This window comes from Mesorhizobium sanjuanii (genome assembly GCF_002529485.1).
Classification (GTDB): Bacteria; Pseudomonadota; Alphaproteobacteria; order Rhizobiales; family Rhizobiaceae; genus Mesorhizobium; species Mesorhizobium sanjuanii.
This window is the reverse complement of the sequence record NZ_NWQG01000068.1, coordinates 1-25,614: the sequence shown is the minus strand read 5'-3', so window position 1 is coordinate 25,614 and position 25,614 is coordinate 1. Positions and strand designations below refer to the sequence as shown.

At 62.1% G+C, this 25,614-nt stretch carries 27 protein-coding genes; 15 read left to right on the top strand and 12 right to left on the bottom strand.

All coding sequences use genetic code 11. The features are described from left to right. Window positions 1-38 precede the first annotated feature (38 nt). From CN311_RS12790 to CN311_RS12780, 3 genes are all read left to right on the top strand, one after another. A complete protein-coding gene (locus CN311_RS12790) occupies window positions 39-2,195 on the top strand; it encodes a transglycosylase domain-containing protein (protein WP_097574078.1) in 2,157 nt (718 codons plus the stop codon). A gap of 117 nt (window positions 2,196-2,312) precedes the next feature. After that, window positions 2,313-2,897, top strand: coding sequence for a DUF1214 domain-containing protein (locus tag CN311_RS12785; RefSeq protein WP_097574077.1), 585 nt, complete (start codon window positions 2,313-2,315; stop codon window positions 2,895-2,897). Continuing rightward, window positions 2,890-3,438: a DUF1254 domain-containing protein gene (locus tag CN311_RS12780; protein WP_208866484.1), complete on the top strand. Its 549-nt coding sequence runs from the start codon at window positions 2,890-2,892 to the stop codon at window positions 3,436-3,438. The genes CN311_RS12785 and CN311_RS12780 overlap by 8 nt, the downstream gene beginning before the upstream one ends. A gap of 134 nt (window positions 3,439-3,572) precedes the next feature. Here CN311_RS12780 and CN311_RS12775 read toward each other — a convergent pair whose 3' ends face one another. Together CN311_RS12775 and CN311_RS33400 are read right to left on the bottom strand one after the other, a co-directional pair. After that, on the bottom strand, window positions 3,573-3,782 hold the full coding sequence (locus CN311_RS12775) for a hypothetical protein (RefSeq protein WP_245440816.1): 210 nt from the start codon (window positions 3,780-3,782) through the stop codon (window positions 3,573-3,575). A 79-nt stretch (window positions 3,783-3,861) separates the two neighbouring features. Continuing rightward, the gene (locus CN311_RS33400; RefSeq protein ID WP_245440820.1) at window positions 3,862-4,131 is read right to left on the bottom strand and encodes a hypothetical protein; all 270 of its coding nucleotides are present in this window, start codon (window positions 4,129-4,131) and stop codon (window positions 3,862-3,864) included. On the opposite strand from CN311_RS33400, the gene CN311_RS12770 reads away from it, so the two are divergent. Then, entirely contained in the window at window positions 4,052-4,996 is a 945-nt protein-coding gene (locus tag CN311_RS12770) for a hypothetical protein (RefSeq protein ID WP_245440818.1), read from the top strand. The two genes, CN311_RS33400 and CN311_RS12770, sit on opposite strands and share 80 nt — an antisense overlap. On the opposite strand, the gene CN311_RS12765 is transcribed toward CN311_RS12770, so the two are convergent. The 3 genes from CN311_RS12765 to CN311_RS12755 all read right to left on the bottom strand — a co-directional run bounded on the left by CN311_RS12765 (window position 4,983) and on the right by CN311_RS12755 (window position 7,905). Then, window positions 4,983-5,330 (bottom strand): DUF1491 family protein, encoded by a 348-nt coding sequence (locus tag CN311_RS12765; protein WP_097574073.1) that lies wholly within the window; start codon window positions 5,328-5,330, stop codon window positions 4,983-4,985. The genes CN311_RS12770 and CN311_RS12765 overlap by 14 nt on opposite strands. An 87-nt stretch (window positions 5,331-5,417) precedes the next feature. After that, window positions 5,418-6,191 (bottom strand): peptidoglycan-binding domain-containing protein, encoded by a 774-nt coding sequence (locus CN311_RS12760; RefSeq protein ID WP_097574072.1) that lies wholly within the window; start codon window positions 6,189-6,191, stop codon window positions 5,418-5,420. Then, window positions 6,166-7,905, bottom strand: coding sequence for an ATP-binding protein (locus CN311_RS12755; protein WP_097574102.1), 1,740 nt, complete (start codon window positions 7,903-7,905; stop codon window positions 6,166-6,168). The genes CN311_RS12760 and CN311_RS12755 overlap by 26 nt, the downstream gene beginning before the upstream one ends. A gap of 533 nt (window positions 7,906-8,438) precedes the next feature. Between CN311_RS12755 and CN311_RS12750 the strand changes: the two genes are divergently transcribed. Further along, window positions 8,439-8,831, top strand: coding sequence for a DUF5330 domain-containing protein (locus CN311_RS12750; protein WP_097574071.1), 393 nt, complete (start codon window positions 8,439-8,441; stop codon window positions 8,829-8,831). 113 nt (window positions 8,832-8,944) lie between these two features. Then, window positions 8,945-9,373: a SufE family protein gene (locus CN311_RS12745; RefSeq protein WP_097574070.1), complete on the top strand. Its 429-nt coding sequence runs from the start codon at window positions 8,945-8,947 to the stop codon at window positions 9,371-9,373. A 71-nt stretch (window positions 9,374-9,444) separates the two neighbouring features. On the opposite strand, the gene CN311_RS12740 is transcribed toward CN311_RS12745, so the two are convergent. Further along, window positions 9,445-9,870, bottom strand: a complete 426-nt coding sequence (locus tag CN311_RS12740; RefSeq protein ID WP_023673680.1) for a Ros/MucR family transcriptional regulator — start codon at window positions 9,868-9,870, stop codon at window positions 9,445-9,447. A gap of 434 nt (window positions 9,871-10,304) precedes the next feature. Next, a complete protein-coding gene (locus tag CN311_RS12735; protein WP_425351071.1) occupies window positions 10,305-10,676 on the bottom strand; it encodes an SH3 domain-containing protein in 372 nt (123 codons plus the stop codon). A gap of 115 nt (window positions 10,677-10,791) precedes the next feature. Between CN311_RS12735 and CN311_RS12730 the strand changes: the two genes are divergently transcribed. From CN311_RS12730 to CN311_RS12715, 4 genes are all read left to right on the top strand, one after another. Next, complete coding sequence (locus tag CN311_RS12730) at window positions 10,792-12,915, top strand: S9 family peptidase (RefSeq protein ID WP_097574069.1); 2,124 nt, start codon at window positions 10,792-10,794, stop codon at window positions 12,913-12,915. Then, window positions 12,912-13,538: a LysE family translocator gene (locus CN311_RS12725; protein ID WP_097574068.1), complete on the top strand. Its 627-nt coding sequence runs from the start codon at window positions 12,912-12,914 to the stop codon at window positions 13,536-13,538. The genes CN311_RS12730 and CN311_RS12725 overlap by 4 nt, the downstream gene beginning before the upstream one ends. A 110-nt stretch (window positions 13,539-13,648) precedes the next feature. Beyond that, window positions 13,649-14,038 (top strand): SET domain-containing protein, encoded by a 390-nt coding sequence (locus tag CN311_RS12720; protein ID WP_097574100.1) that lies wholly within the window; start codon window positions 13,649-13,651, stop codon window positions 14,036-14,038. A gap of 204 nt (window positions 14,039-14,242) precedes the next feature. Beyond that, window positions 14,243-15,091, top strand: coding sequence for an LON peptidase substrate-binding domain-containing protein (locus CN311_RS12715; protein WP_097574067.1), 849 nt, complete (start codon window positions 14,243-14,245; stop codon window positions 15,089-15,091). Window positions 15,092-15,097: 6 nt separating this feature from the next. Here CN311_RS12715 and CN311_RS12710 read toward each other — a convergent pair whose 3' ends face one another. The 4 genes from CN311_RS12710 to CN311_RS12695 all read right to left on the bottom strand — a co-directional run bounded on the left by CN311_RS12710 (window position 15,098) and on the right by CN311_RS12695 (window position 18,302). After that, window positions 15,098-16,045, bottom strand: coding sequence for a cytochrome c (locus CN311_RS12710; protein WP_097574066.1), 948 nt, complete (start codon window positions 16,043-16,045; stop codon window positions 15,098-15,100). Window positions 16,046-16,054: 9 nt separating this feature from the next. Then, window positions 16,055-16,498, bottom strand: a complete 444-nt coding sequence (locus CN311_RS12705) for a c-type cytochrome (RefSeq protein ID WP_097574065.1) — start codon at window positions 16,496-16,498, stop codon at window positions 16,055-16,057. 142 nt (window positions 16,499-16,640) lie between these two features. Further along, window positions 16,641-17,237 carry a superoxide dismutase gene (locus tag CN311_RS12700; RefSeq protein ID WP_006330956.1) on the bottom strand — a complete coding sequence of 199 codons (597 nt, stop codon included), beginning with the start codon at window positions 17,235-17,237 and terminating at the stop codon, window positions 16,641-16,643. 186 nt (window positions 17,238-17,423) lie between these two features. Continuing rightward, on the bottom strand, window positions 17,424-18,302 hold the full coding sequence (locus CN311_RS12695) for a branched-chain amino acid aminotransferase (protein WP_097574099.1): 879 nt from the start codon (window positions 18,300-18,302) through the stop codon (window positions 17,424-17,426). A gap of 207 nt (window positions 18,303-18,509) precedes the next feature. Here CN311_RS12695 and CN311_RS12690 point away from each other — a divergent pair, with 207 nt between their 5' ends. The 3 genes from CN311_RS12690 to CN311_RS12680 all read left to right on the top strand — a co-directional run bounded on the left by CN311_RS12690 (window position 18,510) and on the right by CN311_RS12680 (window position 20,752). Next, window positions 18,510-19,172, top strand: a complete 663-nt coding sequence (locus tag CN311_RS12690) for a haloacid dehalogenase type II (protein WP_097574098.1) — start codon at window positions 18,510-18,512, stop codon at window positions 19,170-19,172. Window positions 19,173-19,338: 166 nt separating this feature from the next. Next, a complete protein-coding gene (locus CN311_RS12685) occupies window positions 19,339-20,166 on the top strand; it encodes a L,D-transpeptidase (RefSeq protein WP_097574064.1) in 828 nt (275 codons plus the stop codon). Window positions 20,167-20,464: 298 nt separating this feature from the next. Next, window positions 20,465-20,752 carry a hypothetical protein gene (locus CN311_RS12680; RefSeq protein ID WP_097574063.1) on the top strand — a complete coding sequence of 96 codons (288 nt, stop codon included), beginning with the start codon at window positions 20,465-20,467 and terminating at the stop codon, window positions 20,750-20,752. 176 nt (window positions 20,753-20,928) lie between these two features. Here CN311_RS12680 and CN311_RS12675 read toward each other — a convergent pair whose 3' ends face one another. Continuing rightward, window positions 20,929-22,473 (bottom strand): helicase HerA-like C-terminal domain-containing protein, encoded by a 1,545-nt coding sequence (locus tag CN311_RS12675; RefSeq protein ID WP_097574062.1) that lies wholly within the window; start codon window positions 22,471-22,473, stop codon window positions 20,929-20,931. 279 nt (window positions 22,474-22,752) lie between these two features. On the opposite strand from CN311_RS12675, the gene CN311_RS12670 reads away from it, so the two are divergent. Both CN311_RS12670 and scpA read left to right on the top strand, forming a co-directional pair. After that, complete coding sequence (locus tag CN311_RS12670) at window positions 22,753-24,195, top strand: methylmalonyl-CoA mutase subunit beta (protein ID WP_097574061.1); 1,443 nt, start codon at window positions 22,753-22,755, stop codon at window positions 24,193-24,195. Beyond that, window positions 24,192-25,614: methylmalonyl-CoA mutase (scpA, locus tag CN311_RS12665; protein ID WP_097574060.1), on the top strand; the 1,423-nt coding region annotated here is incomplete at its 3' end. The genes CN311_RS12670 and scpA, both read left to right, overlap by 4 nt.

Here is a 25,614-nt window from a genome sequence, read left to right as displayed (position 1 = left end):
GCGGTTCTCAAGGTCGCGCTGGGGGGCGGATTTCCGGAATGACCAATCCTTTGGAGCCACGCAAGAGAAGAGGTCCGATCGCCGCCAGGCTGCTCGCGGTCGATGCGTGGCTCGATTCCTCGCTCTACGAGATCGGCTTCAAGGCGCGCCAGTTCTGGGAAGCGGCCACTATTTTTTTCCGGCGTTTTCGCGTTACCGGCTGGCGGCGCGGCACCATCGAGCTTCTGAGCGAAGGCTTCACGCTCGGCGCCGGCGGCATCGTCGTCATGCTGGCGCTCGCTATGCCGGCTTTCCAGGAAACGGCAGGCGACTGGCGTGCCCAGGGCGACTTTGCCGTCACCTTCCTCGACCGCTACGGCAACGAGATCGGCCAGCGCGGCATCATCCAGCGCGATTCGGTGCCGGTCGACGAGATGCCGGACCAGGTCATCAAGGCTGTGCTGGCCACCGAGGACCGGCGCTTCTTCGATCACCACGGCATTGACGTGCTCGGCCTTTCCCGCGCCATTTTCGAGAATGTGCGGGCCAATTCCGTCGTCCAGGGTGGTTCGAGCATCACCCAGCAGCTCGCCAAGAATCTGTTCCTGACCAATGAACGGACGCTGGAGCGCAAGATCAAGGAAGCCTTCCTGTCGCTGTGGCTCGAGGCCAATCTGTCGAAGAAGGAAATCCTCCAGCTCTATCTCGACCGCGCCTATATGGGCGGCGGCACATTCGGCATCGAGGCGGCGGCCGATTTCTATTTCGGCAAGAGCGTCAAGGACCTCAACCTCGCCGAGGCGGCGATGCTGGCCGGCCTGTTCAAGGCGCCCACAAAATACGCGCCGCATATCAACCTGCCTGCGGCCCGCGCGCGGGCCAATGTGGTGCTGTCCAACCTGGTCGATGCCGGCTTCATGAGCGAAGGCCAGGTGCTGCAGGCAAGGCTGCATCCGGCCGAAATCGTCGACCGCGGCGAGCAGAAGAGCCCGGACTATTATCTCGACTGGGCCTTCGACGAGGTCAAGAAGATCGCCAAGCCTGGCCAGCATTCGCTGGTCGCTCACACCACTTTCGACGCCAACATCCAGAAGGCGGCCGAAGAATCGATGGAGTTCCATCTCCGTCAATTCGGCAAGGAGTACAACGTCACCGAAGGCGCCATGGTGGTCATCGAGACCAACGGCGCGGTCAGGGCGATCGTCGGCGGCCGCGACTATGGCGCCAGCCAGTTCAACCGCGCCACCAGGGCGCTGCGCCAGACCGGCTCGTCATTCAAACCCTATGTCTATGCGACGGCCATGGAACACGGCTTCACGCCGAACTCGGTCGTTTCCGGCGGACCGATCTCCTGGGGTGGCTGGTCACCTCACAATTACAATGGCGGATCCGCGGGCAATGTCACGCTGATGACGGCGATCGCCAAATCGATCAACACCGTGCCGGTGCGGTTGGCCAAGGACTATCTCGGTATCAAGCCGATCAAGGCAATGGCCGAAGCGATGGGCGTCGAATCGCCGCTCGAATCGCACAAGACCATGGTGCTCGGCACGTCGGGCATGACCGTGATGGACCAGGCGACAGGCTACAGCGTGTTTGCGCAGAACGGCTTTGTCGGCACCCGGCACGGCATCTCACAGCTCGTCACCCGTACCGGCGAAGTGGTCTACGACTTCGCCAAGGACGCGCCGCCGCCGCGCCGTGTGCTGTCTGAGCAGGCGCTCAAATACATGAACACCATGCTGGCGGCGGTGCCGGTGATGGGCACGGCGCGGCGCGCGGCCCTTCCCAACATCGTTTCCGCGGGCAAGACCGGCACCACCCAGGCCTACCGCGATGCCTGGTATGTCGGCTTCACCGGCAACTACACCGCTGCCGTGTGGATGGGCAATGACGACTTCTCCCCTACCAGGAACATGACCGGCGGCTCGTTGCCGGCCATGGTGTGGCAACGCCTGATGGCCTACGCGCACCAGAATATCGACCTCAAGCCGATCCCCGGTCTCGAACACCCCTTCGTCGACGAAGAGGTCGCGGCCAAGGCCGTGGAGGCGGAGAAGAAAAACGCCGAGAAGGCAGCGGCTGACGCCGCCGCCGAACGCCCGCCAGTACTGTCCAGCCAGACCACGCAGGCGCTGCGGGACATGACCAGGCTGTTCCAGTCGGCGCCCGTCCTCCAGCCTCCCGCGACGCCGGAGACCCTGTCGGCGCTTTGACCTGCCGCTAGCTCAGCGTCGGGATCTGCGTCGCGGCATCCGACGGCCATGCTTGCCATGCCCCCCTGCCCCGCGATATCCCGAGCAGCGCTCCTGCTTTCTCACCCGCGGCTCTTCATGCTCAAGAACGTCTTGCTCACGCTGCTTTCGCTTGCCATAGCCATCGGTGGTGGTGGCGGCAGCGTCTGGTATGCCCTGAAGACGCAGGACGGCGTCGGGGCGATCAGGATCGGCCAATGGACGGCGTTCCCCGATATCGGCACGCCGGCGGCGGACCCTTATTCGAAGGCCCGCGTGGCGCGCGAAGGCGTGTTGGCGCTCGGGCGGGCTGAGGGGCTGTCCTTCATCGCCGAGCGCGATTCCAGCGGCGAACAGCTCATGCGCCAATGCGCCTACACGATCGAAGGCGGATTTCCCACGGCGCGATTCTGGACCCTCTACGCCGCCGATCAGTCGCTCGGTGCGATCCAGACCGCCAGGCCAAGGCTTGCGGCGCTCCAATCCTACCAGGTCCTGCGCCAGCCCAACAATTCGGTGACCATTTCCGTCGGCAGCCGCCCCGCGCCGGGCAATTGGCTGCTGACCGAGGGCACCGGGCGGATGTATTTCGTGCTGACATTCTACGACACCCCGATCGCCAGCAGCACGGGTCTGTCCGATGTCACGCTGCCGCGGATCCTCAAGGTCGGCTGCAATGCGTAAGCTGCTGCATGCAATCCTGCTCGGGCTGCTTGGCGCCGGCATCGTGCACATCATCGTGGTGCTGCTTGTACCGGAGTTTTCCGAACGCGGTGCCTGGTCGCGGCTGGCCATGGCCTCGGACCTCTACAAGATGACCAGGCTGGACGCGGAGGCCGGCGGCGCTCCGGTGGTGAAGTCGGTCGATCCGCTGTTTTACGCGGCCGCCTGCCGGTTCGACCTGACCGACGGCATGGTGCGGATCACCGCGCCGGGGAACGTGCCGTTCTGGTCCGTATCCGTCTATGACCGCAACGGCCACAATGTCTATTCCTTCAACGATCACAGCGCGACGGCGGGACAGCTCGACAGCGTGGTGCTGACGCCCGCGCAGATGATCGAGGTGCGCAAGGATCTTCCCGAGGAATTGCAAGGAGCGATCTTCGTCGAAGCGCCCATCGACGAAGGCATATTCGTCATCCGCGCCTTCGTGCCCGACGACAGCTGGAAGCCAACCGTGTCGCGGTTTCTCGATCAGGGTTCCTGTGAGCAGCAGGATTTCTAGAGCGGTCACCGTTTAACGCCGAACCGCTCTATCTCTTTGTTTTTGCGCAGTTCCCAAGGGAAAGCGCTACGCGCTTTTCCCGGGAAAACCGTTTCACACTTTTCCTGGAATTGCTCCAGAGCCGATCCCGAAACTCAGTGGTGCGGAACAGGCAGCGTCCCCGACGAGCTTGGCATCGTCGCCGACGAGCCTGGCTTGTCCGGATCGACGCCCGGCCTCGCCTCGCCCGTCAGTGGCCGCTGTTCATAGCGGACCCCGGGAAAGATGATCACCGCCGCCGGTGTGCCGGTGTTTCTAACTGCTCGATTGGTTGCCGCCGTTCGCGGCACGAAAGACAGTACCATGCCCATGGTTCGTGCATTCCTCTCGGTTGCCCCGGAGCATAACGCAACGCCTCCAATTGTGATTAAGGATGGCAGTAGGTTAACGGAACGCTAACGGATCGTCGCTAACTTGATCTTTGTTCTTGTCAAAGGCGAAACCGACACAGTCCCGGTTGAGCATGGCCAGATCGTGTCGAGTGTCGGGCGTATCCTCCGTGTCATCTTCGGATTTCAGGCAAATCGTTATACGGACTGAATCGGGAAAGGCCGAAAGGCTGTTCCGCGCGGCGGTGTCGGCATTCTGCTCGCTCACCCGTCCTTCGCGCCGGGAGATCGCGCAACTCGAAGACCTGACGATGCCGCTTTTCAACAGCGTGTCGGTCGAGTCACGCCGCTACGTCGCCGCAGCGCTTTCCGAATGCGAATATGCCCCTGCCGCACTGGTCAGGCGGCTCTGCGAGGAACCAGTCGATATCGCCGCGCCGCTGCTTATCCGCTCGCGCTCCGTCAGCGACGTCGACCTTATCGCGCTCATCGGGCGTCACGGGCTGCCGCATGCGCGCGCCATCGCGCGCCGCAAGAATTTGAACCCGACCATCGCCCAGCTGATCAGGGTGCTCGAAAAGCCGACGCTGGTGCGCGTGCAGCAGCCCGACGCGGTCACTGATGCGGCCGAGAGCGCCGAAATCGCTGCTGCCGTCCCTGATAGAAAGCCGCTACCCGGCGCCAGCGCCGAAAATGCGCGACGCCGGTTGCGGTCGATGATGCGCACCGATGCGGAGAGCGGCGGTCTGGCCGTCAATCCGTTCGTCGGCGCGCAGACCTATGTCAAACTGCGCGAGACGGCGCTGACCGGCAACGCGGCATTCTTCCAGACCGCGCTGGCAGACGCGCTCGACATCGACTTCTCGACGGCGCGGTCGCTTACCGCAAACCAGAACTATACATCGCTGCTGGCCGCCTTGCGCGCCCTTGACCTCGGCGAGGACAAGGCGTTCCTGATCGCGGCCGCGATCTATCCCACCGCGTTTCCGCATCCGCAGGCCATCCGCATCTTCCTCGATCGTTACCGCCTGCTGCATCGCGACGCAGCGCTGGACAAGGTGCGCAACTGGAAAGCCGAGACCTTGTCGAGGGTGGTTCGCGGCATCGTGCGCGCCGCCGCGAACGCCGATACGCGCATGGCGCAAGACAGCGGCAATGGTCCCGCCATCGCCAGCCTCAAGGCATCTTGACGGCAATAAGCTCCTCGACCGGAACGGCGCCGGCCTCGATCTCCACCACCCAGATATCGGGATCGAATTTTTTCTCCCTCTCCAGCCTTGCGTCGAGCGCGGCGGCATCGTCGCCGGCGCCGAGCGGGCTGAAGAAACGGTCGTCGGGCTTGGCCGAATCGTAGCTCGTCTGCGGCGCCGGCCCGAACAGGGCAAGCTCGCCCAACCTGCCCCGCGCCAGCACAAAGACAGCGCCCGCCTCGGTCGCGCCACGCTTGACCACGGCGGCAAAGCCGCCGGCGCCGAAAACCCGGCGCAGAAGGGCCGACACCCACAGATCGGTGGTTACGCGCATAACAAAACTCCGGACGAGATCCGGATGCTGTTTAGCCAGGTTTTCGCCAATTCGCGAGTGATCGCTTCGACGGTCAGTTGGTCAAGTTCAGTTGGTGAGACCGATCTCGCGCATCTTGACGTACACGACCTCGTCGGGTTCGCCGGTTTCCGGCAGTCCGAACAGCGACTGGAATTCCTTGATCGCGGCCTTTGTGCGAGCGCCGACCACGCCATCGAGTTGCATGTCGTCATTGCCGAATGCTTTCAGCCCGGCCTGGATCTTGATGATGCGGGCATCGGGCGCCGGCGCTGCCGCACCTGCCGACGCCGATGCTGGAATGGGGATGGCGGCCGTCTGGTCCGGGCGGGGGGCCGGATGCGGCACCGCCGTCGAGGCGGTTGGCGTGGCACCCAGTTGATCGAGCAGGACGCTGTCGATCTCGCCGGAAGCGTTGAGCCCGACCTTCTGCTGATAGGCCTGGATGGCCTTGCGCGTGTTGGGGCCGGTAATGCCGTCAACCGTGCCGGAATAGAAGTCGAGGTCCTTCAATATGCCCTGGACCTGTTCGACGACCGGATCGCTCTTGACCGGCGCCAGGGCCGGTCCCGGCCGCACGATGTTGATGGTGGTTTCGGGCTCGTCGGTGTCGGCGCGAGGAAAGGCCTCGATGCTCCTGGTCGCGAAAAACGCGCCGGCATGTGGGAATGGCTGATACCACAGGGCATTGGCCGAGACATAGAACAGCGTCACCAGGAAGGCGGTCGAGCCGCCGACCAGAACCGGATTGCGCGAGATCATGCTGCCAACCGCAACCGCGCCGCCCTGAAGGGCGTTGCCGCGGCGCCTGACCGCCTTAGGCTGTTTTGCGGAGCGAGCCATTCCTGTCCCCTTCCCCCTTCGTCCTGGCCGCGGGCATCGGCAGCACGCCGGGCTTGTCGGTAGAACGTCCCCTTGGTCCCTTCACCGGCAGGCTGATCGTGACCGTGGTGCCCTCGCCGGGCATGCTCTCGATCGACATTGTGCCGTCGTGCAGCGCCACCAGGCCCTTGACCAGCGACAGGCCGAGGCCGGTTCCCTCGAAGCGGCGGGTGTAATCGTTCTGGATCTGCATGAACGGCTTGCCGAGGTTTTCGAAATCTTCCTCCGCAATTCCGATGCCGGTATCCCTGACCCAAAAATGCAGCCGCGAGCCGATCCGCTTGGCGCCGACCACGACATCGCCGCCATCGGGCGTGAACTTGATGGCGTTGGAGACGAGATTGATGAGGATCTGCTGCACGGCGCGACGATCGGCATTTATCTCGCCCGCATCCGGCGCGATCTGCGTTTGCAGATCGATGTTCTTTGCCTCGGCCTGCAAGCGCATCATCGACTGGCACATTTCGACCGCTTCGACGAAACGGAACGGTTCCGGCTGGGTCGCATAGGCGCCCGACTCGATCCTTGAAACGTCGAGAATCGAGGTGACGACGGCAAGCAAATGCTGGCCGGACTCCCTGACCAGGCCGACATATTCCTTCTGCCGGGGATCCTTGAAGCCGCCGAACATTTCGTGCAGCAGCATGTCGGAAAAACCGATGATGGCATTGAGTGGCGTGCGAAGCTCGTGGCTGACGACCGCCAGGAACCGCCCCTTCGCCACTTCGGCGGAAGCCGCCGCCTCGCTCGCGGCGGCAAGGTCTTCGCGCAATGCAGCCACTTCGCCATTCTCGCGCAGGACGAGTGTGAAGACATCCTCTTGTTTTTCCGCCCGCGCCAGCTCAAGGGAAAACGGCCGGTAGTTGTCCGCCGTCGCGCCACCGCCGTCCTGCGGCAGCCTGACGCGAAGATCGAGCCGGCGCGCCAACGCGCCATCGCGCATGTCAGCCAGCGCGCTGAGGTATGCCACACGATCAGAGAGATGAATCCGGTCGAACAGGCCGGTGCCGAGCAGCAGTTCCGGTTGTAGCTTCAGGAGCGTGCGCGCCTTGGCCGACGCATCCTGAACCTCGCCATGCCTGCCGACTCTCAAGACAACGGCATCGATGATGTTCTCGAGCCGATCGTCGACCGCCGGATCAAGCCGCGCGCCGGCCGGATTGCCAAGTGCCGCGAGGCGAGGAGCAAGCGTGAACGCCCAGGCCAACGGCAGCAGCCAGTGCCAGGCGGCAATCTGCGGGGGATTGAGCGGCAAGACGGAGCCGGCAAAATATTGCAGAAGGACGGCTGCGAGCGCGGCTACTCCCCCCCATAGTGGCGCGCGCCGCGAGCCGCCGATCCACCAGGCTTCGAACGGCAGCGCCAGGGCAAGCAAGGCGACCGGCGAAGCCAGGCCTCCCGCGGCGGCAATGACACCGGCCACAGCGAGACCGCCCATCGCCAGGGCTGCCCGGCCGGCAAGCGCCATCTTGCCCGTCGCCGCCACCAGCAAAGCGGCAAACCAGCAAAGGCCGAAACTGGCGAAGATCGCGGCCACGGTCACGGCCGCGCCCATGCCGGAGGTGACCAGCGTGACCGCGGCACCCGCGGCAAAGAACGGAGCGGCCAGCATGACGCCGATGAAGCGGCGCTGGCGCAGGCGATCGTTCTGCTCAAGGATGGATGGATGAACCATACGCTCGCAACCGGCGGCCATCGCGCCGGGCAACTCAACGTATCTGGCCCCGATTGAACTCAACGCACTTGCACCCGGTCGTGAACTGCCCTGCTTCGCAGGTCGCTTTTATTGATCTGAAACTCGCATCCAGCGTTTAAGGAATGGATAAGGCGGTGCCGACCAATGCCCGGCATGCGACAAATATTGGGAGGCCGGCATTGGAAACCCCGGGGCATTTGCAGCCATAGTAAACGGAGGGTTATCCGGGCGGGCTACGGTTGCGCGCCGGACAATCGGCGCCAGCGCACAGCCTTCCCAATAAAAACTGTTTAAAAACAAATAGCTAGATGGTTACTTTTCACTTAAGAGAATCAACTGGGATTTGAAGCAAATCCATTGCAAAACGCTCGTTTCGAATTTGCCTAAAATTTGAGGAAAATTTTCGCTGAGCGGGCAAGCCGTCCTTTGGTGCGCATGTGCCACGATCATGCCCATAAAAGAGGTCATGCCGCACGAAGGCATGATCCGGGTCACGGATGAGGGCAGTCCCTATGAGCTTTCTGATAAGAATGGCTTTCTGGTTTTCGCTGGTGCTTCTGGCGTTGCCGTTGAGTGTCGGAACCGACGACGCTGGTCACCAGGCTGTCGGCCCACTCCAGGCTCTGTTTGCGGCACGCGAAGCGGTCGGCGACATTGCCGGCATATGCGAACGCAAGCCCGATGTCTGCGAGACCGGCAAGTCGGCGATGCAAACAATCACTGCCCGCGCCAAGGAGACCGCCAAGATCGCGGCCGCCATGCTGGACGACAAGCAGACCGACGGGCAGACCGACGGCAAGCCAACGACAGGGCTCGACACTACTGTCGCGACCGGCAGCGTGGCAGAGACTATCGTCCTGCCGGCGACAGTCGACATACCGGTCAGGATGCAGACGACAAACTAAGACGGTTCGCCGCCTTCTTGGCGACACCGCAGGCGCGTCCGACCTCTCGACGCCTGCGGTGTTTTTCCTCTTTTTTCGTGACGCGGCGGCGCCGGGTGACTATATCCGGGTTGATGACCACGACGATCCAGACGATACGCGACGACTTCTCCCTGCTCGATGAGTGGGAAGACCGCTATCGCTATGTGATCGAACTGGGTGAAGCGCTGCCGCCGTTCCCCGACGCCGACCGCAACCAAGCCAACAAGGTGCCCGGCTGCGTCAGCCAGGTGTGGTTGACCACCGAACAGGGACCGGGCGCCGACCCGGTTATCACCTTCCAGGGCGATTCGGACGCCCATATCGTGCGCGGCCTTGTTGCCATCATGCTGGCACTGTTTTCGGAGCGACCCGCCAGCGAGATCCGGAACACGGATGCCGAAGCCACTTTGAAGGCGCTCGGCCTTGACGAACACCTGTCGCCGCAGCGCGCCAATGGCCTTCGTTCGATGGTCAAGCGCATCAAGCGCGATGCCGAGACAGCCTTGAAGCAGACCGCCTGATCACTCCGAAAAGCAAACGGCGCCCGAGGGCGCCGTCGACTGTCATATCCAGGCTGTAAGGAGAGCCGGCTTCAGCGCCCCTTGCGCTTGCGGCCGAGACCCATCTTCTTGGCGAGCTGGGAGCGGGCAGCGGCGTAGTTCGGAGCAACCATCGGATAGCTTGCGTCCAAATTCCACTTTTCGCGATACTCGTCCGGCGTCAGACCGTAATGGGTCATCAAATGACGCTTCAGCGATTTGAACTTCTTGCCGTCCTCAAGGCAGACGATGTAGTCGTCATGGACGGAGCGTTTCGGGTTTACAGCCGGCTTCTGCTTGTCGGCAGGAGGCTGTTCGCTGGCACCGCCCACGCGCCCGAGAGCGGCATGGACATCAGCGATAAGATTCGGCAGTTCGCCGACCGGCACTGGATTGTTGCTGACATAGGCGGCCACCACATCGGCGGTCAATTCGATCAGCGCATCACTGTTTCTGGAAGGTGTTTCGACAATATCCATGGTCTTCATGGCCCCAACGAGTGTTGTTTCTGTCTACGCCCTTTTTTGAGAGGTCGGGCATCGCGCGAACTTTTTTGCAGGAAAGAGCCTCTACGATTCGCGTCGCGATATCTTAATGGGCCCGCAGAACAAGTAAGTCAATTCGCTTGTGGCGCTATATTCGTTGTTGTTAATCAAATAGTCCGCGATCAGCTTCAATCTTTCGTGCTGCGTGTAGCTTTGGGGTATTTCTCTGGTCAGACCAGCGGCCGTTGACGCGACGTAAGACCGTCTTTACATCCGTAATGTGCATCAAAGAAGGCCCAATGCTTGGCTATGCTTGATCGTGACACATGGCTATCTGGTTGTTTCCCAAATCAACAAAACCACAGGTTGCGACGTGCTTGCTGCACATTAGCAAATCAGAAATCGGCGCTGCCGCCGGCACGGATCCGTCAATGGGGAGCGATGTACTTTCCATAAACCCAGCCGGTGACGAAATTGCCGCTTTGAGCCGGATCGTGCCAGACTTCGCACCAGCGATAGCGGACCTTTTCCACCTGCTGCGAGGCCGGTTGATTGGCGATATCGAGCAGGTTGACGCCGCCGGTGCATTTGCCGGTCATCTGCAGAACGGCGCCGTTGGGATAGGCGGCCTGCTTCTGCGATGACCCGGAGGGATATTTGCGCACGTTGAGCGTGTCGCCAGACGGCACGTTGGTCACTTGCCAAGCTGCGAACACGGTTGCATGAGATTGGTCAGCATGGGCCAGAACAGTTAAAGCGACGGCGAGAGCCGCAGCGGTGCGAACATAGAATTTCATCATCGTCCTCTCCTCGGCTCATCTTCTTGAGCCCGCCATCACAATGCATCACGACCCTTGAACCAGCGCTGATCGGCGTGTTCATTCGCCATTCAAGTAACTTCCACAGCGAGACGCAATGACCAGAACCCCAGCATTTCCGACCCTCAGCCCGCCACAGCCAGAGAAGCGGCCGGTTTTCGACGTCCATCATGGCGTGACCCGGACGGACGACTATGCCTGGCTGAGAGCCGGTAATTGGCAAGAGATGTTCAGGGATCCATCCCTGCTCGACAGCCATATCCGCGCTCAACTGGAAGCCGAGAACGCCTATCAGGCGGCGCTGATGGCCGACACTGCCCGGCTGCAGAAGCAGCTTTTCGGGGAAATGAAGGGCCGCATCAAGGAAGACGATTCGTCCGTGCCGATGAAGGACGGGCCTTATGCCTACGGGTCGTCCTTCAAGCTCGGCGGCGAGCAGCCGCGCTATTTCCGCATGCCGCGCGATGGCGGCGACGAGCAGATCCTGCTCGACGGCGACGCGGAAGCCGAAGGCAAAGCCTATTTCCGCCTCGGCGGCGTCGACCATTCGGCCGATCACCAAAAGCTCTTGTGGGCGTTCGACGACAAGGGCTCCGAATTCTTCACGCTTCGCGTGCGCGACCTCGCCGCCGGCAACGAGCTGACCGACCAGATTGCGGATACGGGCGGCGGCGGGGTGTGGGATGCCGGCGACGACGGATTTTTCTACACCCGCCTCGATTCCAACCATCGCCCTTCCAAGGTACTGTTCCATGCCCTTGGCGACAGGCCTGAAAACGACCGGTTGATCTATGAGGAAACCGACCCCGGCTTCTTCATGAATGTCGGCGGCACCCGCTCCAATGAATGGATCATGATCGGCATCAACGATCATGAGACCTCGGAATACCGCATCATGCGCGCCGACGAGCCGTTGGCCGAACCGAAGCTGGTTTGCCCGCGCGAAACCGGCCTGCAATACGACCTCGAGGAAGGCGGCGACATCTTCTTCATCCTGACCAATGCCGACGGCGCCAAGGACTTCAAGATCATGACGGCGCCGACCAACGATCCGGTGCGCGCCAACTGGCGGGAACTGGTGCCGCACGAAGCGGGCCGGCTGATCCTCTCGGTGATCGGCTTCAGGGATCATATGGTCAGGCTCGAGCGCAAGGAGGGCCTGCCGCGCATCGTCGTCCGCGACCGCGAGAGCGGCGAGGAACACCTCATCTCGCTCGACGAGGAAGCCTTCTCGCTCGGCCTGTCGGGATCTTATGAATACGACACCGAGATCATGCGTTTCTCCTATTCGTCGATGACAACGCCGGCGCAGGTCTTCGACTACAATATGCGCACCCGAGAGCGCGTGCTGCTGAAGACCCAGGAAGTCCCGTCCGGACACGACCCGGATCACTATGTCACCCGGCGGCTGATGGCGCCCGCCAGCGACGGCGAACTGGTGCCGATCTCGCTCATCCATCACCGCGATACGCCGCTCGACGGATCGGCACCTTGCCTGCTCTACGGCTATGGCTCCTACGGCATCACGGTGCCGGCCTCGTTCAACACCAACTGCCTTTCGCTGGTCGACCGCGGTTTTGTCTACGCGATCGCCCATGTCCGCGGCGGCAAGGACAAGGGCTACGGCTGGTACGACGACGGCAAGCGGGCGCACAAGATGAATACGTTCACGGATTTCATCGCTGTCGCGCATCATCTCGTCACCGAGCGCTACACGGCGCACGACCGCATCGTCGCGCAAGGCGGCTCGGCCGGCGGCATGCTGATGGGGGCGATCGTCAACATGGCGCCGGAATGCTTCGGCGGCATCGTCGCCGAGGTTCCGTTCGTCGATGTGCTCACCACCATGCTCGACGCCACCTTGCCGCTGACGCCGCCGGAATGGCCCGAATGGGGCAATCCGATCGCCTCGGAAGAGGATTACCGCACGATCGCCGCCTACTCGCCCTATGACAATGTCGGCGCACTCAACTATCCGCCGATCCTGGCGCTGGCCGGCCTCACCGATCCGCGTGTCACCTATTGGGAGCCGGCCAAATGGGTGGCGCGGCTGCGCGACCGCAAGAGCGGCAACCATCCGGTGCTGTTCAAGATCAACATGGATTCAGGCCATGCCGGCGCCTCCGGCCGGTTTTCGCGGCTGGAAGAGATCGCCTATACATATGCCTTCGCGCTGAAGGTTGCGGGGAAGGCAGACCTTACCGGAGGAACCGACCTATGATCGATCTGGCTACATTGGCTGCGTATATCGCTGTTGTGCTCGGCTTTGTGTTCATTCCAGGCCCGGCCACCCTTCTGACCGTGGCGCGGGCAACGAGTTCCGGAACGAAGGTGGGCATCGCCACCGGCGCCGGGATCGCGGCCGGCGACGTGGTTCACACCTTTATGGCGATAGTCGGCATTTCGGCTGTCATCGCCGCTTCGGCAATGCTGTTCAGCATCGTAAAGTACATCGGCGCGGCCTACCTCGTTTATCTCGGCATCCGCGCGATCATCGAAAAAACGCCGGCCAACCCGGCTACCGGGGTGCTTGTGATCTCCGCTGCCAAGGCTTTCCGGCAGGCTATCCTGACCGAGGTGCTCAACCCCAAGACCGCGCTTTTCTTCCTCGCATTTCTTCCTCAGTTCGTGCGGCCCGAAAATGGGGCGGTCATGCTTCAGTTGACTGTGTTGGGAGTGGTCTTCGTCTTGCTGGGCTTTTTCAGCACGGTCGTGTTTGCAGTAAGCGCCGGGCGGCTCGGCACTTTCCTGCGCCGAAATCCGAAAGTGCTGAAATGGCAGGGCAAGATTGTCGGCGGAATCTACTGCGCTTTGGGCGTCCGTCTGGCGCTGCAGCAGCGCTAAAGCGAGAACGACGATCCGCTGATTTTCCGCTCGCAATTGCAACGGCCGCGCGCTACCCAGTGCGCGGCTTTTTCACAGCCGCAAACCACCGGTCACGCCAAGGTTCCGCCATGCTGCTCGTCGACGTCTATCTCGACAAATCGCCCATCCAGGGTATCGGCGTCTTTGCCAAGAACCACATTCCCCGCGGCACGTTGGTGTGGAAGCTCGACCCCAAATACGACCGCCGCATCGAGGTCGAGACCTACGAGCGTGAAACCGGGCCGGTCAAAGCCTATCTCGACCGCTACTCCTATCCCGACCGCCGCGACCCCAACTACATCGTCTTCGAAGCCGACGATGCGCGCTATATGAACCACGACGATGATCCGAATTGTGACGTCTCCTCGCCGGAGGAGACATATGCGTTGCGCGACATCGCGGCCGGCGAGGAATTGACCTGTGACTACAATCATTTCTTCGAAACCGGTTTCGATTTCCTGGGCGATCGCCACCCGTAAATCGGGAACGTGGAATGCAGCGCGGGCAGGATTGACAACACCGGACCTTCAGCGCACCTTCCAGGCAGGTGGATACGACCTGCTGCTTGCACCCTCCGGGGTAAGGTGAATGTATCGAGCCACTTCAGGCTCCCTTTGCCCGAACGAACGGGTCAGTAACGCAAGCCCTGACGTCTTCCGTTCTTCAAAGCAAAGGATCATTCCATGCGCGATTTCCGCGATGCAAAAGCCATGGCGCAAACGCTGTCCGAAGCGCTGAGCGCCAAATCCGTTTCCCTGTCCCACAGCGAAAGCCTCGAGCTCATTGCCAGGATCCTCGGCCTCCGCGACTGGAACGTGTTGGCTGCGAGGATTCAGGCGAGCCAACCAGTCGGCGCCGGGCCCAGAAACCCCACGCCCAGGGCCAGCCTGCCCCCCTCCTCCGGCGCGGTGCTGCCGATTTTTCCAATGCGGGATTTCGTGCTCTTTCCGCAAATGACGGTGCCGGTCTTCGTGGGCCGCGACAAAACGCGGCGCGCGGTGGAGCACGCGGTGGCAGGCGACCGCCGCGTTCTTGTGGTCGCCCAGAGGCGGGCGACCGACGATGATCCCGGCACGCTTGATTCTCTCTATCCGGTGGGTGTCGCGGCAAGCGTGATAAACTGCCAGACGCAGGTGGATGGAGTTCTCAAGGTTTCCGTCTCCGGCCTCCAGCGAACAGCGATCCTTCGCCTGGTCAACGCCGACTTTCTGACGGCGGAGGTCGCGCCGGTCGAAGAGCAGCGTGGCCAATCGGCGGAGGCGGAAGCACGTTCGAGCGCGGTTCTCGAAACATATCAGAGCTACGCCAACATCGATTTTTCCTCGATCCAACGAAGGCCCAAGGCGCGGCTCGGTCTGTCCTCCATCGGCGATCCCGGTGTGCTGGCCGATACGCTCGCGCCGCTGCTGTCGATCAGTATCGAACAGAAGCAGCAACTTCTGGAAACCGGTGATGTCGTCGCCCGGCTCGAAAAAATCCTCGACCTGATGAAGGCCGGCCGGCCTGAGATAAGGCCAGCGCCAACCGGCTGACGGGTGCTAATTCGCCGGCTTTCGCGCCGGATAGCCGTTAGGGTGCGGCGGGACGGCCTTCAGATAGGCTGCAATCGCCGCGCGGTCGTCCGGCGTCAGCTCGGCCATGTTTCTCTGGACGTCGACCATGGCGCCGCCAACGGAATCGAAATCCGGCGTGAAGCCGGTTTCGAGATAATTGGCGATGTCGGCCTGCGACCACTCGCCGATGCCGCCTTCGCCCGGGGTGATGTTCGGTACGATGCCCTTGCCTTCGGCGGCAGGGGCTCCGGCCAGCCATTCGCTCTTCTTAGTGCCGCCGATAAAGTCCCGCGGCGTGTGGCATTCGCCGCAATGGCCCGGTCCTTCGACGAGATAGCGGCCGGCCAACACCGGCGCCGGCGTGCCGTCGGGGAAAGCAATCACCGGCTGGTCGCTCAGATAGAGCCGTTTCCACAATCCGATGCCGCGACGAATATTGAATGGGAAGCCCAGCAAATTGGCTGGCGCCTTGCCGGCCACCGCGGGAAGCGTCTTCAAGAAGGCGTAGAGATCGGCAATGTCGGCCGGCTTCATGCGCGCGTAGGATGCATAGGGAAACGCCGGATAGAAATGCTCGCCGCTTGGCGAGACGCCCTTCAGCATGGCGTTGGCGAGGTCTTCGACGGACCATGCGCCAATGCCGTCCTTGGCATCCTGCGAAATGTTGGGCGGCACGAAGGTGCCGAACGGCGTCTTGAGCTCGAGACCGCCGACCAGCTGAAGGCGGGCATCACCCTGCGATCCCGGCTTGGAATGACATGACGTGCAGCCGCCGGCATAAAAGATGCGCTTGCCCCTGGCGGCATCGCCGGGGCCGAGTTTAGCCAGCGTTTCGGCATCGAGCCTGACCGGCGCCGACAGGAACCAGCCGGCGACGGCGCCGACGCCGCCCAGAACGAGAACGGCGCCGACGAGTTTTTTCAGCAGGCGCATCGCCCGCGATCAGCCCTTTTTAATCCGGTAGCTCTGATGACAAGTGCCGCAATTGGAAGCAATCGTTTCAAACTGCGCCTTCAGGCTGTCGACATCAGCGGGTGCGGCAGCGACCGCAGCCTTGGTGTCGGCGAGATACTTTTGTTCAGCCACCTTGAAGCCAGCCATGTCTTCCCAAATCTTTGGCGAAGCCGTGGTGTCGCCAGTATCGCTGCCCGCCGGAAAAAGCGCTTCAACGCCGGTATCGAATTTCTCGGCGTTGGCCTCAAGCGCCTGCAACTGCGTCAGCACCGCCGCCGCGTCGAAAGGCTCCTCACCCTTGACCACTTTCGACAATCCGCCGACGATCTTGCCGCGTTCCTTCATCAGAGCCTGCCGATCCAGTATCGGGTCGGCAAAAGCCGCCGAACAGGCAAAGGCGAGCATAGAGATGGCGATAACAAGCTTTCTCATTCAATTGGCTCCATGTTGAGGCATTTCAGGACAAAACACTAACGGCAAGGATGGCCTAATAATTCCGGAACTTCGCCTCACGCTTGTGTGAATCTTGAGCCGAAAAAAGAAAAGCCCCCGATGGGGCTTTTCTGGAGATCAATCAGGCCTTTTCGTAGAGTTCGAGGACGTGGTCCCAGTTGATGAGACTGTCGACAAAGGCTTCGAGATATTTCGGCCGGGCGTTGCGATAGTCGATGTAATAGGAATGCTCCCAGACATCGACGCCAAGGATCGGCGTCGCGCCGTGGACGAGCGGGTTCTCGCCATTCGGCGTCTTCGAGATCGCCAGCTTGCCATCCTTGACGGAAACCCAGGCCCAGCCCGAACCGAACTGTGTGGTGCCGGCGGCGATGAAGTCCGCCTTGAACTTGTCGTAGCCGCCCAGGTCGCTGTCGACGGCCTTCTGCAGGGCGCCCGGCAATTTGTTACCGCCGCCGCCCTTCTTCATCCATTTCCAGAAATGGATGTGGTTGTAGTGCTGGGCGGCATTGTTGAAGAGCCCGGCGTTCTTGCCGAAGGATTGTTTGACGACTTCCTCGACCGACAGGTCGCCCATGCCGGCCTCCGCGGCCAGCTTGTTGCCGTTGTCGACATAGGCCTTGTGGTGCTTGTCGTGATGATACTCTAGCGTCTCCTTCGACATGTAAGGCTGCAAGGCCTCGTAGTCATAGGGCAGAGCGGGCAATTCAAAAGCCATGGATGATACTCCCTCGTGGAAAGAACCCGGTGTCGATACCGGACTAAGATAGGGCTGGATTGAGCTGGAACAACTCCGGAATGAAGCGCCGGTTCCCTTTCTAGGCGGGTTCCGGAAGAGTGTCACATGGTTTTGCGCAAGGACCCTGCGTCAAAACAACGGGCAGGCAGGCAAAACGATGGCGGATCAGCCGGCGGACGTCGAATGCGCCCAATCCCAATAGAGTTCGCGCGCCTTCTTGGCCACCGGACCGGGCTGGAGATTGCGATCCTCGATGCGGATGACCGGCACGACTTTCGAATGGTTGCCGGTCGAGAAAATCTCGTCGGCCTCGAGGAAATCGCGCACCGACAGCATCTTTTCAGTGGTCTTGAAGCCGTACTCGCCGAGCAGTGTCATCGTGCGCGAGCGGGTGATGCCGGACAGGAAGGTGCCGTTCGGCGCCGGCGTCAGCACGTGGCCGTCCTTGACAAGGAAAATATTCGAGGTCCCGGTCTCAGCGACATTGCCCAGCATGTCGAGCACCAGCGCATTGTCGAAACCACGCATCTTGGCCTCGAGGATGGCCCGGCCGTTGTTGGGGTAAAGGCAGCCCGCCTTGGCGTTGGTCGGCATGGTTTCGATGGTTGGACGCCGGAACGGCGAGACGGTGATCGAAAAGCCCGTCGGCGAGATCATCGGCGATTCGTAGAGGCAAAGGCAGAAGCGGGTCGATGCCGGATCGGCCGGCACCCCCATGTAGCCGCCATGCTCGGCCCAGTACATCGGCCTGATATAGACCGCCGTCTTGCCGTCGAACTTCTTCAGCCCGTCCCAGGTCAGCCCCACTATCTTGTCGACGCTCATCGACGGTTTAAGACCGAGCGCGATCGCCGATGCATTCACCCTTGCGGCATGGAGGTCGAGGTCGGGGGCGACGCCTTCGAACCAGCGGGCCCCGTCGAACACGCTGGTGGCGAGCCACATGGCATGGCTGCGCGGCCCGAGGATCGCGACGTTGCCTTCATACCAGTCGCCGTCGACATACGTCCATGTCGCGGATTGCGCCGCAGTCGCCAGTGTCATCGCTTGGTTCCGTTTTCGTGCCTTGGAGCCGGCATGGAAGATGCTTTGGCGGCAGTCGTCAACGGGCATAGGCGAGATTTGTTGAGGGCCAGCGGTCCAGACCAACCGATATCGGTGTCCAGCCTGCGGCGACCCGTCGGCGTCGATTTGGTCCCTGACTGCAATCAGGGCTTGCACCTTGTGCCGCCGCACCGCAAAACTGTCGCCATGCATTTTGCGGCTTACGTTTTCGACGCCTACGGCACGTTGTTCGACGTGCATGCTGCCGTGCGTCGTCATGCCGATCAGATCGGGCCGGACGGCCAGCTTCTGTCCGAGATCTGGCGCGCCAAGCAGTTGGAATATTCCTGGGTGAGAACGCTGATGGGCGCCTATGCCGACTTCTGGCAGCTCACCGAACAGGCGCTCGATTTCGCCTTGCGCAAGGTTCCATCGGCGGACAAGGGGCTCAAGACGAAACTGCTTGAGGCTTATTGGCGACTGGACTGCTATCCGGAAGTGCCGGCCGTGCTCAAGGCGCTGAAGGCGTCGGGTGCAAAACTGGCGATCCTGTCCAACGGCTCGCCTGAAATGCTGGAAGCGGCGGTCAAATCCGCCGCGCTCGACCAGGTCCTGGACGACATCTACTCCGTCGATGCCGTCAAGCGTTTCAAGACCGATCCGTCGGTCTACGACATGGTCACCACGAACTGGCGCCTCTATCCCGGCGCGGTGTCGTTCCAGTCATCCAACCGCTGGGACGTGGCCGGCGCCACCAAGTTCGGCTTCCGGACCGTCTGGATCAACCGCGCCAACCAGCCCGAGGAATACCGGGACTTTCCGCCGGCGCTGATCCTGCCCTCGCTCGAAGGCCTGCTGACAGGCGGCTGATGCTCAACATGTGGCCGCAGTGCAACAGGGACGGCGCGGTCACAGCTTCGCCTTTGTTTGTCCACCGTCAGGCCAGATTTGGAACCGCCTATCGCGCCGGGCATTGGTGGGTTACCAATCAACGCATTCACGCTTTGTTTCGATTTGAAACCTAATAAAGGCAACCATGTTTACAACCGACATCGAATCCTATCGCCTGAGCCGCCGCGGCTTTCTGAACGCCGCAGCGCTTGGCGCCGCCTCGATTGCGGTTTCCGCCTGCGCCACCGCAGGGCAGCGGCAGCCGGTGGAGCCTCCGCCGCCGGCCTTTGTCGAGCCACCGCTGCTCGACTACGCGACAATGTATGCTCCGGTCAGCGATGGCGGGTTCGACTTGCCGGGCATACCGTACGAGAAAATCGACGAGCAGTTCCTGCGTCAGATCGTTCCTGATCCGACCGGCCAGCAGCCCGGCACAATCGTTGTCGATACGGTCGGCCACCACCTCTATCTCGTGCGTCAGGGTGGGCAGGCCATCCGCTACGGCGTCGGGCTCGGCCGCGCCGGCTTCGAATGGTCCGGCGACGCCGTCGTCCAGTGGAAGCAGAAATGGCCGAAATGGACCCCGCCGGACGAAATGATCGCACGCCAACCCGAACTGGCAAAATATAGCGCCGACAATGGCGGCATGCCTGGCGGGCTGAAGAACCCGCTCGGCGCGCGCGCGCTCTATCTGTTCCAGGGCAATGTGGACACGCTCTACCGCCTGCACGGCTCGCCGGAATGGAACTCGATCGGCAAATCGGTGTCTTCGGGCTGCGTTCGCCTGATAAACCAGGACATCATCGATCTCTATGATCGTGTGCCCTCGAAAACGCCGGTAATCGTTACCGCCGGTGTCGGCCAGCAGATGGTGGCGACGCCAAACCGGAAGGCCATTCCGATCGACTCCGGCGTGCCGGAAGGATCGATTCTGCTTGGCCCGGTGAGGGCGATTACCGACCAGGTTTTCTGAGCTGGTTGAAGCCGAACGAGAGCTTCCTCACTACTGCTGGTTTTCGGTTGGTAGTGGCGCGAGCCATCGGGCTTTGCCGTGCCGTGTGGCGGCCCGGCGCGACGCCCACAGTCGGCGTGCCTACGACAGATTCGCGCCGATCTCGGACGTTGAGATCAGCGTCGCTTGCCGCGCTCCACGCGATTGCAAGACGTTCAAATTTGAGCTTCCGCACTCATGCTTTGTCGAGAGTATCTCCGTAAGTTTCAGCCGTTCTGAATCGCCTACGGCGACGATGACGACAAAATAGGAGAACTCAATGGCTCGCAATCACGTTGAACGTCTTGGAGAGTTCAGGGACATCCTGGTCGCAACTCGACGCGAAGGAGTCCGTAACGTGCACCATACTCGCGACGCAATGCGGGCAAGTGGCTTTCAGATTGGGGACAGCGAGGGCTCCAGCTACGGAGCGGAGCTGAAGGTGCTCCAAGAGGAAATTGAGGCAGTCGATCGCGCCATCGAAGACGAGAAGCGGTTGGCCTTGGCCCTCGAGAGCGCTGCTCAATCCCGCCGACCGACTAAACCAAGAATCGTGAAGGGAACATAGGGGGTCAGGTACAGCCCTTGGCGCCCGTCGCATCGAATCGCCTGCGTTATGGGCGTCGGCCCGGCGCCGCCGTGGTGCAGCGCCCTGACAGCGGTCGTTCCCCGGCCAATTTCGGTCGTTCACCAACATGCATCGCGACGGCAGTCATGGCGCAACGCGACATTCGCACGACGCTCTCACCGCCCCCTCGACAAACTGCCGAGAATCCCCCGCACGATCGCCCGGCCCACGGACGAGCCGACCGAGCGCACCACCGATTTGATCGCCGCCTCCGCCACCGTCTGGCGATTGGACGGTCGGGGTGCCGATGTGCGCCTGCCGCCGGTGGTCTGGGGGACTGGATCGTCATTGCCGAAGCCTGGAATGGTCCAGCGTGAGCGGCCGCTTTCCTGCTGCTGCGCCTCCGCTTCCTGAGCGTCCTTGGCTTTTTTCAGCAGCATCTCGAAAGCCGATTCGCGATCGATGGTCTGGTCGTACTGCCCCGCAACCGGGCTCTCAGCGATCAGCTTGCGACGCTCGTCGGGCGTGATCGGACCAAGGCGCGACGCTGGCGGTCGAATCAGCGTCCGCTGGACCATGGATGGCACACCCTTGGCTTCCAGCGTCGAAACCAGTGCCTCGCCGGTGCCGAGCTGCGTGATCACGGTCGCAGAGTCGAAGTCGGGATTGGGCCTGAACGTCTCGGCAGCCGTCCTCACGGCCTTCTGTTCCCGCGGCGTGTAGGCGCGCAAAGCGTGCTGCACCCGGTTGCCGAGCTGGGCCAGGACGGTTTCCGGGACATCCAGCGGATTTTGGGTGACGAAGTAGACGCCGACGCCCTTCGAACGGATCAGGCGGACCACCTGTTCGACCCGGTCGATCAGCACCTTGGGCGCATCGTCGAACAGAAGGTGCGCCTCGTCGAAGAAGAAGACCAGTCTTGGCTTGTCGGGATCGCCGACCTCGGGAAGTTCCTCGAACAGTTCCGACATCAGCCACAACAGGAATGTCGCATAGAGCCGGGGATTCATCATCAGCTTGTCGGCGGCCAGCACGCTGATGGCGCCGCGCCCATCGCGGGTGGTGCGCATGATGTCGGCGATCCGCAACGCCGGCTCGCCGAAGAAGTTCGCCGCGCCTTGGCTCTCAAGGACCAGCAAGGAGCGCTGGATCGCGCCGACCGAAGGCTTGGTGACATTGCCATAGCGAGCCCCGATTTCCTGGGCGCGATCGGCAATGTTGGAAAGAAGCGCCTGCAGGTCCTTCAGGTCCAGCAGCAAAAGGCCTTCCTCGTCGGCAATGCGGAAGGCGATGTTCATGATGCCTTCCTGCGCCTCGGAGAGGTTCATCAGGCGTGACAGGAGCAGCGGCCCCATTTCCGATATGGTGGCGCGGATCGGATGGCCCTGCTCACCGAACAGATCCCAGAAGATGACCGGAAATTCCTGGAATTCATAAGGATCGAGCTTGACCTGCTTGGCGCGCTTGACCAGAAAATCCTGTGCCGTGCCCATCATGGCGATGCCCGACAGGTCGCCCTTGATGTCGGCGCAGAAGACCGGCACGCCGGCATTGGAGAAACTTTCCGCCAGTATCTGCAAGGTGACGGTCTTGCCGGTGCCGGTCGCGCCGGTGACCATGCCATGGCGATTGCCATATTGCAGCAGCAGGCGTTCGGGGCGCTGGTAGCTGTCGTCGGGCTTGCGGCTGGCCCCGATGAAGATGCTTGTGTCGTCAGCCATGTGTCCGGTCTCCGCAAAGCCCAAAATGATCAAAGGCCTGAATATGATAAAGTAACGGGCCCTGCCGCAGGTATAATGACGCGATTGGGCAGCGACAATGCCCGTGGTCGAAATTGCATTTTCGAAGCTTGCGGATTTTGTGCATGTTTGGCAATCGGTTAACGGTTCACCGTCACAGGGAGCATGTCGCATTGTGATATGGGAACGGGAACCGTAGACTGGCCTTCCAGGCCGACACACACGGCCGAAAAGACGAGGCCAACAAGACGAGGAGAGCGGATGGGCGCCGGTGCCTTGATCCACGATGCCGAACTTCCGAACGCCGAGCGGCAGCGATGGCTGGCGCTGGTGGAAAAGGCGCTCGCCGGCGGATCCTTCGAGGAAAAGCTCGTCTCCCATACAGACGATGCCATCCGCATCGAGCCACTCTACGATCGCGCCGCGGCGGCGGAGCCTCTCGTACGGGCAAACCCCAGATCGCCATGGATCGTCAGCCAGCGTGTCGACGATCCAGATATCGACCGCGCCAGAAGCCAGGCGCTGGAGGATGTCGCGCAGGGTGCGACCGGATTGTCGCTGGTTTTCGAAGGCGCGCCGAATGCATTCGGCTATGGCTTGCCGAGGACGGCCGAGGCGCTGGAGACCGTGCTCGACGGCGTGCCGCTCAGCCGCGTCCAGGTCCGCATCGACGCCCATCCCTGGAGCCGCGCCGTGGCCGACTGGCTGGTTGCGTTCCTGAGCAAACGCCGGTCCGACCCGACCAAGCTCAATCTGTCCTTCGGCATCGATCCGGCGGCGATCTTTGCCGGAACCGGACGACTGCGTATGTCGATCGAGGCCTTGAAGGCGTCGATGCCGCAATCGCTGGCGCATTTCTTCTCGATGGGCGTGCCGGGTGTTCTGCTGGAAGCGGATGGACGCGTATTCCACAATGCCGGCGCCACCGAGGCGCAGGAACTGGGCACGATGATGGCCTCGGCGGTCTCCTATCTCAGAATGTTCGAGGAGGCCCGCCAGCCGCTCGTCTATGCAGCGCCCCATATCGGCTTTGCGCTGAGCGTCGACCAGGACCAATTCGTGTCGATGGCAAAGATCAGGGCGCTGCGCAGGTTGTGGGCGCGTGTTCAGGAGGCCTGCTCGATCCCTGCCTCCACGGCCGGTATCCATGCCGAAACGTCCTTCCGCATGATGACGACGATGGACCCGGAGACGAACATCCTGCGTACCGCGATTGCCGGTTTTGCGGCAGCGGCCGGCGGCGCGGATTCGATCTCCATCCTGCCGCACACGATCACGCATGGCTTGCCGGCGGGCTTTGCCCGCCGCGTCGCCCGCAACGCACAACTGATCATGGCCAATGAAAGCCATATCGATCATGTCGCCGATCCCGCCTGCGGCTCGGGCGCCGTCGAGGCGCTCACCACGGACCTCTGTGAAGCAGCCTGGGAAGAATTCCAGCGGATCGAGGCGGAAGGCGGCGTGCTGTCCAGCCTCCAGCAAGGGCACATCCAGAAGCGCGTCCAGGCAGCCTCGGCGCGCCGCAACGCTGCCTATCAGGCGGGCGAACGCGCCATCATCGGCACGACGCTTTACCCGTCCAGTAGCGAACGTCCGGTCGAAACGCTGGCGGCCGAGAGGCGGCAAGCGTTGAGCGAAAGCGTGGCGGTCTGCGAGCCGCTGCTTCCGATCCAGATCGACCAGGCGATCGGAGCAGCGTCATGATCCCGGACTTCAGCAAGGTCGACTGGTCGGCGCCGCGCCGCGCACCGATCGAGATCAAAGGCCAGCGGCTGACGCCGGAAGGCCTGAGTGTCAAGCACCTGTACAACCAGGGCGATCTCAAGGGGCTGCCTAACCTCGACACCTATCCCGGCTTGCCGCCCTTTGTGCGCGGCCCCTACCCGACCATGTATGTCCAGCAGCCCTGGACGATCCGGCAATATGCCGGCTTCTCGACGGCGGAGGAATCGAACGCCTTCTACCGGCGCAACCTTGCCGCCGGCCAGAAGGGACTGTCGATCGCCTTCGATCTCGCCACGCATCGCGGCTACGACAGCGACCATCCGCGCGTCGCGGGCGATGTCGGCATGGCCGGCGTCGCCATCGATTCCATCCTCGACATGCGCCAGCTCTTCGACGGCATCCCGCTCGACGAGATGACCGTTTCGATGACGATGAACGGCGCGGTGCTGCCGATCATGGCGCTCTATATCGTGGCCGCCGAGGAGCAGGGCGTTGCGCAGAAGGACCTCGCCGGAACTATTCAGAACGACATCCTGAAAGAGTTCATGGTGCGCAACACCTACATCTATCCGCCCAAGCCTTCGATGCGGATAGTGTCGGACATTTTTTCCTACACGTCCCGGCATATGCCGAAATTCAATTCGATCTCGATCTCCGGCTACCACATGCAGGAGGCGGGAGCGACGGCCGACCTTGAGCTCGCCTATACGATCGCCGACGGCATCGAATATGCCCGCGCCGGCGTCGCGGCCGGTCTCGATATCGACCGTTTCGCACCGCGGCTTTCGTTCTTCTGGGCGATCGGCATGAACTTCTTCATGGAAGTGGCCAAGCTCAGGGCCGCAAGGCTTCTGTGGTCGAGCCTGATGCTGAAGAACTTCCTGCCGAAGGACGAGCGCTCGCTGTCGCTGCGCACCCATTGCCAGACGTCGGGCTGGTCGCTGACGGCGCAGGATCCCTATAACAACATCACCCGCACCATGATCGAGGCGATGGCCGCGACTCAAGGCCATACGCAATCGCTGCACACCAACTCCTTCGACGAGGCGATGGCTCTGCCGACCGACCATTCGGCCCGCATCGCCCGCAACACGCAGCTCATCCTGCAGAAGGAATCCGGCACGACCCGCATCATCGACCCATGGGGCGGTTCGGCCTATGTCGAGCGGTTGACGTACGATCTGGCGGCGCGCGCACTCGCCCATATCGAGGAGGTCGAAAGCCTTGGCGGCATGGCCGCGGCAACCGAAAAGGGCATCCCGAAGCTGCGCATCGAAGAGGCGGCCGCCCGCACCCAGGCGCGCATCGATTCGGGCGAGCAGATGCTGGTCGGCGTCAACGCGCATCGGCCAGAGACGGACATCGAGGTCGACGTGCTGAAGATCGACAATGCCGAGG

Coding starts and splice junctions, on each gene's coding strand:
- CN311_RS12745 (WP_097574070.1), top strand. CDS start 8,945: ATGACCACGACGATCCAGACGATACGCGACGACTTCTCCCTGCTCGAT.
- CN311_RS12675 (WP_097574062.1), bottom strand. CDS start 22,473: ATGGCTGACGACACAAGCATCTTCATCGGGGCCAGCCGCAAGCCCGAC.
- CN311_RS12775 (WP_245440816.1), bottom strand. CDS start 3,782: ATGGTACTGTCTTTCGTGCCGCGAACGGCGGCAACCAATCGAGCAGTT.
- CN311_RS12705 (WP_097574065.1), bottom strand. CDS start 16,498: ATGAGAAAGCTTGTTATCGCCATCTCTATGCTCGCCTTTGCCTGTTCG.
- CN311_RS12695 (WP_097574099.1), bottom strand. CDS start 18,302: ATGACACTGGCGACTGCGGCGCAATCCGCGACATGGACGTATGTCGAC.
- CN311_RS12685 (WP_097574064.1), top strand. CDS start 19,339: ATGTTTACAACCGACATCGAATCCTATCGCCTGAGCCGCCGCGGCTTT.
- CN311_RS12750 (WP_097574071.1), top strand. CDS start 8,439: ATGAGCTTTCTGATAAGAATGGCTTTCTGGTTTTCGCTGGTGCTTCTG.
- CN311_RS12690 (WP_097574098.1), top strand. CDS start 18,510: ATGCATTTTGCGGCTTACGTTTTCGACGCCTACGGCACGTTGTTCGAC.
- CN311_RS12780 (WP_208866484.1), top strand. CDS start 2,890: ATGCGTAAGCTGCTGCATGCAATCCTGCTCGGGCTGCTTGGCGCCGGC.
- CN311_RS12710 (WP_097574066.1), bottom strand. CDS start 16,045: ATGCGCCTGCTGAAAAAACTCGTCGGCGCCGTTCTCGTTCTGGGCGGC.
- CN311_RS12735 (WP_425351071.1), bottom strand. CDS start 10,676: ATGATGAAATTCTATGTTCGCACCGCTGCGGCTCTCGCCGTCGCTTTA.
- CN311_RS12700 (WP_006330956.1), bottom strand. CDS start 17,237: ATGGCTTTTGAATTGCCCGCTCTGCCCTATGACTACGAGGCCTTGCAG.
- CN311_RS12715 (WP_097574067.1), top strand. CDS start 14,243: ATGCGCGATTTCCGCGATGCAAAAGCCATGGCGCAAACGCTGTCCGAA.
- CN311_RS12785 (WP_097574077.1), top strand. CDS start 2,313: ATGCTCAAGAACGTCTTGCTCACGCTGCTTTCGCTTGCCATAGCCATC.
- CN311_RS12755 (WP_097574102.1), bottom strand. CDS start 7,905: ATGGTTCATCCATCCATCCTTGAGCAGAACGATCGCCTGCGCCAGCGC.
- CN311_RS12760 (WP_097574072.1), bottom strand. CDS start 6,191: ATGGCTCGCTCCGCAAAACAGCCTAAGGCGGTCAGGCGCCGCGGCAAC.
- CN311_RS12725 (WP_097574068.1), top strand. CDS start 12,912: ATGATCGATCTGGCTACATTGGCTGCGTATATCGCTGTTGTGCTCGGC.
- CN311_RS12790 (WP_097574078.1), top strand. CDS start 39: ATGACCAATCCTTTGGAGCCACGCAAGAGAAGAGGTCCGATCGCCGCC.
- CN311_RS12740 (WP_023673680.1), bottom strand. CDS start 9,870: ATGGATATTGTCGAAACACCTTCCAGAAACAGTGATGCGCTGATCGAA.
- CN311_RS12765 (WP_097574073.1), bottom strand. CDS start 5,330: ATGCGCGTAACCACCGATCTGTGGGTGTCGGCCCTTCTGCGCCGGGTT.
- CN311_RS12670 (WP_097574061.1), top strand. CDS start 22,753: ATGGGCGCCGGTGCCTTGATCCACGATGCCGAACTTCCGAACGCCGAG.
- CN311_RS12720 (WP_097574100.1), top strand. CDS start 13,649: ATGCTGCTCGTCGACGTCTATCTCGACAAATCGCCCATCCAGGGTATC.
- CN311_RS12730 (WP_097574069.1), top strand. CDS start 10,792: ATGACCAGAACCCCAGCATTTCCGACCCTCAGCCCGCCACAGCCAGAG.
- CN311_RS12680 (WP_097574063.1), top strand. CDS start 20,465: ATGGCTCGCAATCACGTTGAACGTCTTGGAGAGTTCAGGGACATCCTG.